This is a genomic window from Enterobacter mori, assembly GCF_025244905.1.
GTDB lineage: Bacteria > Pseudomonadota > Gammaproteobacteria > Enterobacterales > Enterobacteriaceae > Enterobacter > Enterobacter mori_A.
Genome location: NZ_CP104285.1, coordinates 4233189 through 4247102 on the forward strand (window position 1 = coordinate 4233189; position 13914 = coordinate 4247102).

The window sequence follows — 13914 nt, forward strand, 5'->3', positions numbered from 1 at the left end:
TCCGGCTTTTTTTATGCGGCTAACAAGCTGGCACGAACCTTCACAACGGCTTTTTTAATCTCCCCCGCCGATTCAGCTATGCACCCCGGCTTATGGGGCTCTCCTGGCATAAAAATGACAAACATTCCCGGTTTGAGCACCACCGATTGCTCTGCTTCAATGCGGCTGCAAAGCTGATAATCTTCATCGTGATGCATCTCCTCGCTGTCGCGTGCAGAGCCCACAACACCAAACGCAATGCGCTCAGCCCCGGTTAGCAGCAGTTGGATATCGATATACTGCGCATGCAGTTCGGCCTTCTTCTGCGCCGGCTCTTGTGTGGCAAACTGCATGACGTTCATAAAGACGTCATCGCCCTGTAGTGCATAATGGCCAGGCGATTTTTCCTGCGGTCTTGCAGCAACGGCAAGCGTTAGCGCATTCACCAGAACAGCGGGCAGACCCGATGATGCCAGCGACTGTAATTCTCCCATCATCATAATGCCTCTCCTTGTACTAACAGCGCCGCACCCAGTAGCCCGGCGTCGTGGCGGTAGTGGGCCGCCCGAAGTGGAACCTGATACACGTCAGGCTCCTGTGAAAGATACTTTGCGACCAACGGCAAATACCCTTCTGCCAGCCCAACGCTGCCGCCCACGACGACCACCTGACAGTCGGTGACGGCTTTCGTGTCGGCGATAAGGCGCGCCAGCGTGTGTGCAGAATTCGCCACCAGCTTGCGTGCCTGAGGAATGCCCAGCGCGGCACGGTTGAATATGGCTTTTGCATCCAACCCGGCTAAATCGCCCTGCGCCTGGGCAGCAATGCCTCTGCCGGATGCGATGGCCTCAACACACCCTCTTCGTCCACAACCACAAAACGGCCCGGCTGGGTCGGCCAGCGTATGCCCCAAATGCCCCGCCAAACCGCCGCAGCCCGTCTGCAGCTTTCCGTTGAGGACAATGCCGCCGCCCACGCCGGTTGATACCGTCAGGAAGACCATATCGTCTTCACCCGGCAGCGCGCAGTACTCGGCCCAGGCGGCAGCCTGCGCGTCGTTTATCGCCATCACCGGTAATTGTGTGGTCTCCTCCAGAAATGTGACCAGCGGAAAGTGCGCCAGCCCGCCCAGATTGGCCGGATTAATGGCGGTCAGTATTCCGTTGTGAATAATCCCTGTCGAGGCCACCGCCACGCGCCGGGCGTGGGTAACCAACGGTGAAACCAGAGTACGCAGCGCCTCCTCCAGCGCACCTGGCGTATGGCTGGCGGGGGTTGGGCACTCCCTGCGCATCGACAGACTGTTCCCCTCCAGCAGGGCAGCGGCGAGCTTTGTGCCGCCAATATCAATCGCCAGCGTCGTCATTTCACCACCTGCTCGCTTTTGACACTGCCCGCGGAGAAAGCGCCACTCAGCGGTTTACCGTCGATAGCGTCGTGGGTGCGCAGTGCTTCGGGTCTGATCCAGCGCTGAACGCGGGACGGCATATCCAGACCAATCAACAGGATCACCACAAACGTCAGGCCAAAGGAGAGCGAGCCGAGAGCGGTGCCCAGCGCCATATCCTGCGACAGCAGCGCGCCAATCACCGGAGCTATCGCCCCGCCCAGCGCCCCGACATTGTAGGTAAAGCCGAGGCCAGCAGCCCGCTGGTCGGTATCGAAATAGCCCCCGATGAGTTTGGGTAAGATCCCTGATATCCCCTGCCCCAGCATTTGCTGGAAAAAGAGGAGCAGGCCCAGCACCCAGACATTAGCGCCACCAATCGCAAATACGGGGATGATAAGCAGCTGTGAGGCCAGCAGGCTGCAGACGTAAGCCTTGCGCGTCCCCAGCCAGTCACCAAGGAAACCGCCCACACAGCAGCCCACCGCTGCGCCGAAACCGCTAAAGAACAGAACCTTCGCCACGGTAGACGGGTCATACGCCAGATCGGTTTTCAGATAAGTAGGGAGTAACGCCTGAATCGGCCATGAGTAGAGGAAGGCGAACAGCACGACGACCATTAGCGTGACCCCCGTGGGCCAGCGTTTACCGCTGCTTTGCACCATAAAACTGATAAAAACAATGGCGCATAGCAGGCCAAGAATGACGACCAGCCCTGCGTTATTGAGTTCACCGGCGAAACAGAGCCATAGTGCCGTTCCGGCAAACAGCGTCATCGCAACGTTGATAACGCGGTATTTGCCGCGATAAAGGATATCGACCATCGTTCGCACCGGGGCTTTGCCTTCGTGCTTCGCTTTCCAGTCCTCCGCCTCCGGAATGTTTTTACGCAGCCACAGGGCAAACACGATGGGCAAGATGCCAATAAAGAACAGTGCGCGCCAGCCCCATACGGGGACCACGAGGCTGTAGACCTGTGCGGCGAGCACGGCACCGACGGAGAAGCCTGAAATTAAAAAGCCGCTCGCCTTATTACGCAGATGCTTCGGCCAGCTTTCAATGACGTAGGTTGCGCTGGAGCCGTATTCGCCCGCCATCCCCATGCCAATCACCATCCTGGCGATAAACATCGTGACATAGCCCGGCGCAAAACCACAGGCCAGCGTACCGCAGGAAAAGAGGACAATACTGGTGATCATCGCCAGCTTACGGCCGTAGCGATCGCCCATTGCCCCCAGTAACAGCCCACCGAACCAGCGTGAAATAAAGGCCGCCGAAATCAGGCTCGCCGCTTCCACCGTCGTCAGGCCAAATTCACTTTTTACTTCTGTCAGGACCAGGGCAATCAATACAAAATCGAAGCCATCAAGCAGGTATCCCAGCCAGGCAGCGGAAAACGCACGCCACTGTGGACGGGTAAGATGGCGGTACCACGGGATGCTTTGGGTAGACTTACTCATTTCACTCTCCCGACGATTTCTTTGTCGTTTTGCCGGATGGCGGCTGCGCCTTATCCGGCCTACGTATCGCGTTTTTGGAGGCCGGGTCAGCGGAGCGCCACCCGGCAATGCGTTAGCGTTTTTCCGCCATTAACTGCTCCGCCAGGGCTTTCAGCTCCGGCAAGAATTTTTCGTCCACAGGGGCAAACGGTTTGCGACACAGCGGTACCGATACCACATCCATATAGTGCAGCACTGTTTTTAGCCCACGGAAGACACCGGCTTTGATCAGCAAGTCGATGACCTTATTGCACTCGCTTTGCAGGCGTTGTGCGGTGGCGTTATCCCCTTCACGAACGGCGTTGGCAATCGCCTGATAGCGCCAGCCCATGATGTTGTACGTGCTGCCGATCCCGCCGTCTGCCCCTGCCAACAGGCCGGAGGCGAAGATCTCGTCGTAGCCGTTGTAGAGCACCAGATCCGGATGCGCGCGGCGGATCTGCTCCATCTGGAACAGATCGCCAGAGGTTTGCTTCAGCGCCCCCACCCCCGGCAGCGTCACCAGGGTATTGATCTGATCCAGCGTTAACTTCACGCCGCTTAACGCCGGAATGTTATAAACCACCATCGGCAAACCATCCGCAGAATCAATAATTGCACGGTAGTGATCGCAATGTTCCTCAAAGCTGAAGGGATAGTAGAACGGTGTGACGGCGGACACGGCGTCAAAGCCATACCGGGCGGCAGAGGTGGCCAGCTGCTGGCTTTCCGCCGTGCTGACGCAACCGACATGGGCGATTAAGGTGATTTTCCCTTTCGCCTCATCCGCCACAATCTCCATCACCTCTTCGCGTTCGGAGAGGCTTTGCACAAAGGCTTCCCCCGTTGAACCTCCGACATACAGACCGTCGATGCCCTGCGTAATATTGAACTGCACCAGACGGCGCAGGCTCTCTTTATCCAGCGCCTGTTGGCGGGTGAAGGGGGTCAGGAGTGCGGCCATTACGCCGCGTAATTGCGTTGCCATAGATACCTCAATTGATCGTGTGTTTGTTATAACGACATACCTTTATACCTGTTATACCAGATCAATTACGCAGCAGTGGAATACAGATCGCTTATATTGCGATCGACTTCACTAAAGGAGATCGTTATTTTTTGGCTTTGGAACTCTGGCCGAAGGCGTGCCAGGTCGCAGACACGCTATTGAGGTGGGTTTGTAGCGCGCGGTCAGCCTCATCAGGATCGCGACGGCGGATCGCATCAACGATCGCGATATGCTGGCGATAGCTGACTTCATTATGCTTATACAGCTCAGCCTCCGGCACTGTTGGACGTGCGGCGATCAGCCAATCCAGCAACGCAACGTGGATAGCGTTAAAGATCGGGTTGCCGGGGATCTCCGCCAGCACGCGGTGAAAGTCGACATCGGAGCGAATAAACAGCGCATTATCATCAAGCGACTGGCTATTGATCTCCAGCGCTTTTGTCAGGCGATCGATTTGCTCGTCAGTGGCAAATTCAGCGGCAAAGCGAACAAGGCTGGATTCGAAAAACAGACGCAGCTGCTCGAAATGGGCAATTCCCCCTGGCTGGGTCAGGAAATCTTTTGCCATGCCGGAAAGCTCGCTGATGATGGTATCGGCAGAAGGCATGGTAACGCGGGCGCGTTCACCGTTGTTAATCTGCACCAGACCTTTACGCTTCAGCGCCGCCAGCGCCTCACGCACCGAGGGGCGACCGACGTTGAAGAATTCCATCAGTTCGCGCTCGGAGGGCAATTGTTCTCCCTGCGCAAATTCCTTCCGGCGGATCATCTGCTCCAGCTCTTCTTCCACCATATCGGACAACTTCTTGCGCGCCAGCGGACGACGTCGCAGGCTGCGGCCAATGGTTTCATCAGAGTTTTCAGCTTTAAGATCAGTCGGTTTCATTGCAGTCCGGTGCCGGAAAGGAAGAAAAATTCATCATAACACAGGAAATAACAGGTGGCGAAAAGGGGCAGAAAGCAAAACAGGCCCTATGGGCCTGTTTGATTACTTCACGACGCGAAGTGCCGGACGACCACCGCGCGGAGGCGGATCGTCATCAGGGTCGTTGTCGTCGTGATGATCGGGTTTGTCGCCATCAATAAGTGACATCACCGTGTCGCTTTCGCGCTCCTCGGAAGCGTCATCATCATTCAGGCTGGCAACATCTTCGTCATACGCCGCTTCCGGCTCAAACATGGTACCCGCACCGTTCTCACGTGCGTAGATCGCCAGAACCGCAGCCAGTGGTACGGAAACCTGACGCGGTACGCCGCCAAAACGCGCATTAAAGCGCACTTCGTCGTTTGCCAGCTCCAGGTTACCCACCGCGCGCGGCGCAATGTTCAGCACGATCTGTCCGTCACGTGCATATTCCATAGGAACCTGCACGTCCGGCAACGTCACATCCACAACCAGGTGCGGCGTGAGCTGGTTATCCAGCAGCCATTCATAGAAGGCGCGCAGCAGATACGGACGGCGTGGGGAAAGTTGTGACATTTCCACAGTCATTAGCCTCGGCCGAGACGCATTTCACGTTCCGGCTCAGTCAGAGAAGCCAGGAAAGAGTCGCGTTCAAATACGCGCGTCATGTAGCCTTTCAGCTCTTTCGCACCCGGACCGCTGAACTCAACACCCAGCGTAGGCAGACGCCACAGCAGTGGTGCCAGGTAGCAATCGACCAGGCTGAACTCATCGCTCAGGAAGAAAGGCTTCTGACCAAAGACTGGCGCGATTGCCAGCAGCTCTTCTCGCAGTTGTTTACGTGCAGCATCCGCTTCAGACGACGTACCGTTAACGATAACGTTCATCAGCGTATACCAGTCTTTTTCGATACGCTGCATGTACAGGCGGCTTTCACCACGCGCAACAGGGTAAACAGGCATCAGTGGCGGATGCGGAAAACGCTCATCCAGGTATTCCATAATGATACGGGATTCCCACAGGGTCAGCTCGCGATCCACCAGCGTTGGTACGCTCTGGCTCGGGTTGAGATCGATCAGATCCTGAGGAGGGTTATCCTTTTCCACATGCTCGATCTCAAAACTGACACCCTTCTCGGCCAGCACGATACGAACCTGATGGCTATAAATGTCAGTAGGACCAGAAAACAGCGTCATTACCGAACGTTTGTTGGCAGCGACAGCCATGAAAACCTCCAGGTATATTCAGAATTTTACTGCTACCGGCCCACCAGGGCCAGCCAGATGATGTATTGCCCATCCCAGAGAAAACACATTGTTCAAGAATCGAACAAAAATCGAGTATTCACCGATATTTGGGCAGAAAATTGGATGATAGTTTACCAGATTTTGATGGCTTTGTGGTGAGGGGATTCTGGAAATGTGGAAAAAGAGGAGATATATCAATTCATGTTGTGGATAACCTACGCATTATCCATAAAAAACCCGCCGAAGCGGGTTTTTCGCCAATCGTACTGCGTAAGCAGAATGGATTAACGTTTGGAGAACTGTGGACGACGACGTGCTTTACGCAGACCCACTTTCTTACGTTCAACCTGACGCGCGTCACGAGTAACGAAGCCAGCTTTACGCAGTTCAGAACGCAGGGATTCGTCGTACTCCATCAGAGCGCGGGTGATACCGTGACGGATCGCACCTGCCTGACCGGAGATACCACCACCTTTAACGGTGATGTACAGATCCAGTTTTTCTACCATATCAACCAGTTCCAGCGGCTGGCGAACTACCATGCGGGCAGTTTCACGACCGAAGTACTGTTCCAGAGAACGTTGGTTGATTACGATTTTACCGCTGCCCGGTTTGATGAACACGCGAGCTGCGGAACTTTTGCGGCGACCAGTGCCGTAGTATTGATTTTCAGCCATTGCCTATAATCCCGATTAGATGTCAAGAACTTGCGGTTGCTGTGCCGCGTGGTTGTGCTCGTTACCTGCGTAAACTTTCAGTTTACGGAACATAGCACGACCCAGCGGGCCTTTTGGCAGCATGCCTTTAACCGCGATTTCAATCACACGCTCAGGACGGCGAGCAATCATCTCTTCAAAGGTCGCTTCTTTGATACCACCGATGTGGCCAGTGTGGTGATAGTACACTTTGTCAGTACGCTTGTTGCCGGTTACAGCAACTTTATCAGCGTTCAGAACGATGATGTAATCACCGGTATCAACGTGCGGAGTGTATTCCGCTTTATGCTTACCGCGCAGGCGACGAGCCAGTTCAGTAGCCAGACGGCCCAGAGTTTTACCGGTCGCGTCAACAACATACCAGTCGCGCTGTACGGTTTCTGGTTTAGCTGTAAAAGTTTTCATTAAAAGCTTACCCAAATAATAAGTTACACGTTGGTGAACACCCAAACGTTTAGTCAGTTGAGGCTCACACGACAAAGTCCGGCAAACCTACCCCTTCGAATAGCACATGCCGACACATAGAAAGTTTCGGGAAAAAAACCTTCTCGTAACGTGGGGTCGCAAGATTATAGAGAAGTTGAGGTCAAAGATCGACCCTTAAATGCGATTTGGAATGGGTTTTTCGGGGGGCAAGTTTGTGCGGTCTGGTGCCCTCACCCCCAGCCCCTCTCCCACAGGGAGAGGGGGGCAATTGTTAAGGTCTGGAGCCCTCACCCCCAGCCCCTCTCCCACGGGGAGAGGGGGGCATTTATGGCATATGCTCCAGCTTAAGGTATTCCTCGCTCTGCATCTCCTGCAGGCGCGACAGGCAGCGCTGGAACTCAAACTTCAGCCGCTCCCCCTGGTAAATCTCATATAAAGGTACCTCAGCGCTGACCACCAGCTTAACGTGGCGCTCATAAAACTCGTCCACCAGCGCAATGAAGCGTCGCGCTTCGCTTTCCATCAGGCGCGTCATCACCGGCACATCCAGCACCATCACGGTGTGGAACAGGCGCGAAAGCGCGATGTAATCATGCTGGCTGCGGGCATCGACGCAGAGTGTCGCAAAGGAGACGGCCAGGATTTGATTTTCTACGCCCTGAGTTTGCAAGGGACGATGGTTAATCTCGAGTTCCGGGGCACGCTCACGTTTTGCCCCCGCCAGCGCCAGCCACAGTTTATCCATCTGGTTTGTGGTTTCTGCGTTCAACGGCGAAAGCCACAAATGGGCCTGAGTCAGCGTGCGCAGGCGGTAATCCACGCCCGCGTCGACGTTCATGATGTCGCAATGCTGTTTTATCGCATCGATAGCGGGCAGGAAGCGCGCGCGCTGCAAACCATTGCGGTACAGCTCGTCCGGCGGGATGTTCGAGGTCGCTACAAGCGTAATCCCACGCGCAAACAGCGCTTTCATCAACCCGCCCAGCAGCATCGCATCCGTAATATCGGAAACAAAAAATTCGTCAAAGCAGAGTACGTCCGTTTCCGCCTTAAAGCGGTCTGCCACAATTTCCAGCGGGTCGCTTTTGCCCTGCAATGCCGTCAGCTCTTCGTGAACCCGCAGCATGAAGCGGTGAAAATGCAGGCGTTGTTTACGCGTGCCCGGCAGGCTCTGGTAGAACATGTCCATCAGCCAGGTTTTACCGCGCCCGACGCCCCCCCACATATATAAGCCACGTACCGACGCGTTAACCTGAGGTTCTTTTTTCCCCAACAACCGGCCGAATGCAGCCTTCAGCCCACTACTTTGCACCGCCTCTGCGGGTTTCGCTGTGAGCTCCTGATAAATTGTATTCAGACGATTAACCGCTTCACGCTGCACGTCATCCGGCTGATGTGAGCCCTCATTCAGGGCCAGTTGGTAACGCGATGAGGGGGACAGGCTTTGCATAATCTTATTGTTATTCCTTCAGTTATTACTCACCATCGGGCGCGACTGATGAAAAAAAGGCCGTTCTACACTACGCGATGATACGTCAGGATTCCACTTCTGAAGAAATAGCGGTTATAGTGGCAATATCAGGCACAGGCAGGAGCCGAGCCAACACCCTACGGAACAACAAGACAACGGGAGAAGTTCATGACCTGGGAATATGCGCTAATCGGTTTAGTCGTCGGCATCGTCATCGGTGCTGTGGCCATGCGTTTCGGTAATCGCAAATTGCGTCAGCAGCAGTCACTGCAGTACGAACTGGAAAAGAACAAAGCCGAACTGGAAGAGTATCGTGAAGAGCTGGTCAGCCACTTTGCCCGTAGCGCCGAGCTGCTGGACAACATGGCGACCGACTATCGCCAGCTGTATCAACACATGGCGAAAAGCTCCAGCAGCCTGCTGCCGGAAATGACCGCAGAAACGAACCCGTTCCGCAACCGTCTGGCAGACTCTGAAGCGGGTAACGATCAGGCTCCGGTTCAGATGCCACGCGACTATTCGGACGGCGCGTCCGGCCTGCTGCGCGGTGGCGCAAAACGCGATTAATCGCAAAACATGAATAAATTTTACGGGCGCATCTCTTGCGCCCGTCCTTTCTTCCCGTCCCCAGCTATTATTTAGTCAAACACCTCATTGTTCAGCAGTTGAAAATTCAATAACATCAAGATGTTTTTGGGCCGTTCTTCTTTCATTCCAGGATACGAGAGTCAGCATCAATGAAGAAAAAAAACCAGCTGTTGAGCGCTTTAGCGTTAAGTGTCGGGTTATCTCTCTCGGCGTCCTTCCCTGCCCACGCGGCACTGCCTTCGCAGGTGCCGGGACAGGCAGCCATTCCTAGCCTCGCGCCGATGCTGGAAAAAGTGCTGCCCGCCGTGGTCAGCGTCCAGGTCGAAGGCACCGCGCGGCAAAGCCAGCGCGTGCCGGAAGAACTGAAGAAATATTTCGGTGATGAATCTCCCGACCAGCAGGCGCAGCCATTTGAAGGACTGGGCTCTGGGGTGATCATTGATGCGGCCAAGGGCTATATCCTGACCAACAACCATGTGATCAGTCAGGCGGATAAAATCAGCGTCCAGCTCAATGATGGACGCGAATTTGACGCCAAACTGATCGGCGGCGATGACCAGAGCGATATTGCGCTTCTGCAGATCCTAAAACCCAGCAACCTGACACAGATTGCCATTGCGGACTCCGACACGCTGCGCGTGGGCGATTTTGCCGTCGCCGTTGGTAACCCCTTCGGTCTGGGCCAGACTGCCACCTCCGGGATCGTCTCCGCACTTGGGCGCAGCGGCCTGAACCTGGAAGGGCTGGAAAACTTTATTCAGACCGACGCGTCTATTAACCGCGGTAACTCGGGTGGTGCCCTGCTCAACCTGAACGGTGAGCTTATTGGTATCAACACGGCGATCCTCGCCCCCGGCGGCGGCAGTATCGGGATTGGCTTTGCCATACCGAGCAATATGGCCAAAACCCTGTCTCAACAGCTCATTCAGTTTGGTGAAGTCAAACGTGGGCTGCTGGGCATCAAAGGGATGGAGATGAGCGCGGATATCGCCAAAGCCTTTAACGTCAACGTCCAGCGCGGCGCATTTGTCAGCGAAGTGCTGCCAAATTCCGGGTCGGCGAAAGCAGGCGTGAAATCCGGCGATGTCATCGTCAGCCTGAACGATAAACCGCTGAACAGCTTCGCAGAACTGCGTTCTCGCATTGCCACCACCGAGCCTGGCGCCAAAGTGAAACTCGGTTTGATTCGCGACGGCAAACCGCTGGACGTTGAAGTCACGCTGGATAAGAGCACCTCTTCTTCCGCCAGCGCCGAGCTGATCGCCCCGGCCCTGCAAGGCGCGACGTTGAGCGACGGCCAGCTCAAAGACGGCACGAAAGGCATTACTATTGATACCGTCGAGAAGAGCAGCCCTGCCGCACAGGCGGGATTGCATCAGGATGATGTCATCATCGGCGTGAACCGCACTCGCGTGCAATCTATTGCAGAAATGCGCAAGGTGCTGGAAAGTAAGCCAACGGTCATTGCCCTGCAGGTCATGCGTGGCAAAGAGACTATCTATATTTTATTGCGCTAAGCATTTGCGACCCCGGACATCACCGCTGCATGTGATGTCCGGATAACTCATGTTATGCTGCAAACCGTTCATTTTTTAACGACACGCGCATCATGCTTTTAAAGCTCTTTCGTTCCATTGCTATCGGTTTGATCGTTGCTGGCCTGCTGTTGGTGGCTATGCCGTCTTTGCGTCAGTTCAACAAACTGACGGCCCCCCAGTTTGACAGTACGGATGAAACGCCTGCCACTTACAATCAGGCTGTTCGCCGTGCCGCACCCGCCGTGGTCAACGTGTATAACCGAGGACTGAATACCTCGGCCCATAACCAGCTGGAGATCCGCACGCTCGGCTCCGGCGTAATTATGGATGAACGTGGCTACATCATTACCAACAAGCACGTGATTAACGATGCCGACCAGATTATCGTCGCCTTGCAGGATGGTCGCGTCTTTGAAGCGTTACTCGTGGGCTCTGACAGCCTGACCGACCTGGCGGTACTTAAGATCAACGCCACGGGTGGCCTGCCCACCATTCCGATTAACCGTAAACGCACGCCACATATTGGCGACGTCGTGTTGGCGATAGGTAACCCGTACAACCTGGGCCAGACCATTACCCAGGGGATTATCAGCGCCACCGGTCGAATCGGCCTGAACCCGTCAGGGCGGCAGAATTTCCTTCAGACCGATGCTTCAATCAACCACGGTAACTCCGGCGGCGCGCTGGTGAACTCACTGGGTGAGCTCATGGGCATCAACACCCTCTCGTTCGATAAGAGTAACGATGGCGAGACGCCGGAAGGGATTGGCTTTGCGATTCCATTCCAGCTGGCAACCAAGATCATGGACAAACTCATTCGCGACGGGCGCGTGATCCGTGGCTACATTGGTATCGGTGGACGTGAAATTGCGCCGATGCATACCCAGGGCGGTGGGATCGACCAGATTCAGGGGATTGTGGTGAATGAAGTAGCGCCTGGTGGCCCGGCAGCGGCAGCGGGTATTCAGGTTAACGACGTCATCGTGTCGGTTAATGGCACACCGGCAGTCTCGGCGCTTGAGACAATGGACCAGGTGGCGGAGATCCGCCCAGGCTCAATCATCCCGGTAGAAGTCATGCGTAATGATAAGAAGCTGACGATTCAGGTGACGATTCAGGAATACCCGGCGACAAACTGATGTGTATAAAAAAACCGAAGCCTGTGCTTCGGTTTTTTTTTCCGGGTGGCGCTTACGCCTACCCGGCCTACAAAGGGAGAGGACGTTTTACTTGTTAACGAACTCTTCGCCCAGAGTGATATCTTTCTTCAGCGTATCCAGCATACCTTCCATCGCGTTTTGTTCAAACGCGCTCAGCGTACCAATGGATTTACGCTCTTCAATACCGTTTTTGCCCAGCAGCAGCGGCTGAGAGAAGAAGCGAGCGTGTTCGCCGTCGCCTTCAACGTAAGCGCATTCAACAACATTTTTCTCGCCCTGCAGAGCACGAACCAGAGACAGACCGAAACGTGCCGCCGCCTGACCCATAGACAGGGTTGCAGATCCGCCACCCGCCTTCGCTTCCACCACTTCGGTGCCCGCGTTCTGGATGCGTTTAGTCAGGTCAGCCACTTCCTGCTCGGTGAAGCTCACGCCTGGGATCTGCGACAGCAGAGGCAGGATCGTCACGCCAGAGTGACCACCGATAACCGGCACTTCCACTTCCGTTGGCTGCTTGCCTTTCAGCTCAGCGACGAAGGTGTTTGAACGGATGATATCCAGCGTGGTCACGCCGAACAGTTTGTTCTTGTCGTAAACACCCGCTTTCTTCAGCACTTCAGCTGCGATAGCGACGGTGGTGTTCACCGGGTTAGTGATGATACCGATACAGGCTTTCGGGCAGATTTCAGCGATCTGCTGAACCAGGTTTTTCACGATGCCCGCGTTGACGTTGAACAGGTCAGAACGATCCATACCAGGTTTACGTGCCACACCCGCAGAGATCAGTACGACGTCAGCACCCTGCAGCGCAGGACGCGCATCTTCACCGGAGAAGCCTTTGATTTTCACAGCGGTCGGGATGTGGCTCAGGTCAACCGCCACACCTGGGGTTACCGGAGCAATATCGTACAGGGAGAGTTCTGAGCCTGAAGGCAGTTGGGTTTTCAGTAGTAGGGCAAGCGCCTGGCCGATACCACCAGCAGCGCCGAGGACTGCAACTTTCATCCTAAACTCCTTATTATGGTTAACTTTAAGTATCTGTAACTCCGTTGCGGCGACCATAATTCAGCGAGTAAATAATTACAATTTTCGTAGCTAAAGAATTTGAGGTCGCGCGTCTTTCACCTTCGCCTGAATGCTATCGGGCAGCGGGCAGCAACGAAATAAGAGGTGGTTACAATACACCTTGCCACGCCACCAAAACAACATCATTTTGATAACATTTAATTTACTTTTAAGCTTATTTGCGCGGCGTGACCCAGGCATGTTTTCCGATAACGAAATCTGATAAAATCACTCCCTTTCATAACATTATTTCAGCCTACCGCCAGGTAGATAGTTTGCATAAAAATTCATCCACATGCATAATAATGTTGTTCCTATCGTCATATTCCGGGTGACTTATGCGAAGCTCGTCTAAGCAAGAAGAATTAGTGAAGGCGTTTAAAGCGCTACTCAAAGAAGAGAAATTCAGTTCTCAGGGAGAAATTGTTCAGGCGTTGCAGGAACAAGGCTTCGAAAACATCAATCAGTCGAAAGTCTCCCGCATGTTAACCAAGTTTGGCGCAGTGCGTACCCGCAATGCCAAAATGGAAATGGTCTATTGCCTGCCAGCTGAACTTGGCGTGCCGACTACCTCCAGCCCGCTGAAGAACCTGGTCCTCGACATCGACTATAACGATGCCGTGGTGGTTATCCATACCAGCCCTGGCGCGGCGCAGCTGATTGCTCGCCTGCTGGACTCATTAGGTAAAGCGGAAGGGATCCTCGGCACCATCGCCGGTGATGACACCATCTTTACAACCCCGGCAAACGGTTTCTCAGTTAAAGATCTCTACGAAGCGATTCTGGTCCTGTTCGAACAGGAACTGTAATCCTCCTCCCCGCGGCCTGGCTGCGGGGTATTGTTCTCCCCCCGCTACGTTACCCCCTCTTTTCTACTGCCTCATACTTTGACAAATAGTGCTTTTTACCAGCCATTAACATTCACCCAGTGAATGCTATGGCGCAA

General features: G+C 54.7%; 15 protein-coding genes. 4 read left to right on the forward strand and 11 right to left on the reverse strand.

The genetic code is table 11. From position 1 onward, the window contains the following. Nucleotides 1-11: 11 nt before the first annotated feature. From nanQ to zapE, 10 genes are all read right to left on the reverse strand, one after another. Complete coding sequence (gene nanQ / locus N2K86_RS19970) at nucleotides 12-479, reverse strand: N-acetylneuraminate anomerase (RefSeq protein ID WP_260659735.1); 468 nt, start codon at nucleotides 477-479, stop codon at nucleotides 12-14. Continuing rightward, nucleotides 476-1345 carry an N-acetylmannosamine kinase gene (gene nanK / locus N2K86_RS19975; protein ID WP_260659736.1) on the reverse strand — a complete coding sequence of 290 codons (870 nt, stop codon included), beginning with the start codon at nucleotides 1343-1345 and terminating at the stop codon, nucleotides 476-478. The genes nanQ and nanK overlap by 4 nt, the downstream gene beginning before the upstream one ends. Beyond that, a complete protein-coding gene (locus N2K86_RS19980) occupies nucleotides 1342-2826 on the reverse strand; it encodes an MFS transporter (RefSeq protein WP_260659737.1) in 1485 nt (494 codons plus the stop codon). Before N2K86_RS19980 ends, nanK begins: the two co-directional genes overlap by 4 nt. 112 nt (nucleotides 2827-2938) lie before the next feature. Continuing rightward, nucleotides 2939-3832 (reverse strand): N-acetylneuraminate lyase, encoded by an 894-nt coding sequence (gene nanA / locus N2K86_RS19985; protein WP_260659738.1) that lies wholly within the window; start codon nucleotides 3830-3832, stop codon nucleotides 2939-2941. 124 nt (nucleotides 3833-3956) lie between these two features. Then, nucleotides 3957-4739, reverse strand: a complete 783-nt coding sequence (gene nanR / locus N2K86_RS19990; protein WP_260659739.1) for a transcriptional regulator NanR — start codon at nucleotides 4737-4739, stop codon at nucleotides 3957-3959. Nucleotides 4740-4841: 102 nt separating this feature from the next. Beyond that, a complete protein-coding gene (sspB, locus tag N2K86_RS19995; protein WP_260659740.1) occupies nucleotides 4842-5339 on the reverse strand; it encodes a ClpXP protease specificity-enhancing factor in 498 nt (165 codons plus the stop codon). Between the two features lie 5 nt (nucleotides 5340-5344). Beyond that, nucleotides 5345-5983 carry a stringent starvation protein SspA gene (gene sspA / locus N2K86_RS20000; RefSeq protein WP_010436114.1) on the reverse strand — a complete coding sequence of 213 codons (639 nt, stop codon included), beginning with the start codon at nucleotides 5981-5983 and terminating at the stop codon, nucleotides 5345-5347. Nucleotides 5984-6288: 305 nt separating this feature from the next. After that, nucleotides 6289-6681, reverse strand: a complete 393-nt coding sequence (rpsI, locus tag N2K86_RS20005) for a 30S ribosomal protein S9 (RefSeq protein WP_003860436.1) — start codon at nucleotides 6679-6681, stop codon at nucleotides 6289-6291. A 15-nt stretch (nucleotides 6682-6696) separates the two neighbouring features. Continuing rightward, nucleotides 6697-7125 carry a 50S ribosomal protein L13 gene (rplM, locus tag N2K86_RS20010; RefSeq protein WP_006178824.1) on the reverse strand — a complete coding sequence of 143 codons (429 nt, stop codon included), beginning with the start codon at nucleotides 7123-7125 and terminating at the stop codon, nucleotides 6697-6699. 346 nt (nucleotides 7126-7471) lie between these two features. Beyond that, nucleotides 7472-8596 carry a cell division protein ZapE gene (gene zapE, locus N2K86_RS20015; protein WP_260659741.1) on the reverse strand — a complete coding sequence of 375 codons (1125 nt, stop codon included), beginning with the start codon at nucleotides 8594-8596 and terminating at the stop codon, nucleotides 7472-7474. A 189-nt stretch (nucleotides 8597-8785) separates the two neighbouring features. Between zapE and zapG the strand changes: the two genes are divergently transcribed. The 3 genes from zapG to degS all read left to right on the forward strand — a co-directional run bounded on the left by zapG (nucleotide 8786) and on the right by degS (nucleotide 11882). Next, complete coding sequence (gene zapG, locus N2K86_RS20020; protein ID WP_010436126.1) at nucleotides 8786-9184, forward strand: Z-ring associated protein ZapG; 399 nt, start codon at nucleotides 8786-8788, stop codon at nucleotides 9182-9184. Nucleotides 9185-9354: 170 nt separating this feature from the next. Next, on the forward strand, nucleotides 9355-10722 hold the full coding sequence (gene degQ / locus N2K86_RS20025; RefSeq protein WP_260659742.1) for a serine endoprotease DegQ: 1368 nt from the start codon (nucleotides 9355-9357) through the stop codon (nucleotides 10720-10722). A 92-nt stretch (nucleotides 10723-10814) separates the two neighbouring features. Further along, a complete protein-coding gene (gene degS, locus N2K86_RS20030) occupies nucleotides 10815-11882 on the forward strand; it encodes an outer membrane-stress sensor serine endopeptidase DegS (RefSeq protein WP_260659743.1) in 1068 nt (355 codons plus the stop codon). A gap of 87 nt (nucleotides 11883-11969) precedes the next feature. Here the strand turns inward: degS and mdh are convergent, their stop codons facing one another. Next, nucleotides 11970-12908: a malate dehydrogenase gene (gene mdh, locus N2K86_RS20035; RefSeq protein ID WP_010436131.1), complete on the reverse strand. Its 939-nt coding sequence runs from the start codon at nucleotides 12906-12908 to the stop codon at nucleotides 11970-11972. Nucleotides 12909-13306: 398 nt separating this feature from the next. Here mdh and argR point away from each other — a divergent pair, with 398 nt between their 5' ends. Next, nucleotides 13307-13777: a transcriptional regulator ArgR gene (gene argR / locus N2K86_RS20040; RefSeq protein ID WP_010436133.1), complete on the forward strand. Its 471-nt coding sequence runs from the start codon at nucleotides 13307-13309 to the stop codon at nucleotides 13775-13777. Nucleotides 13778-13914: the final 137 nt, after the last annotated feature.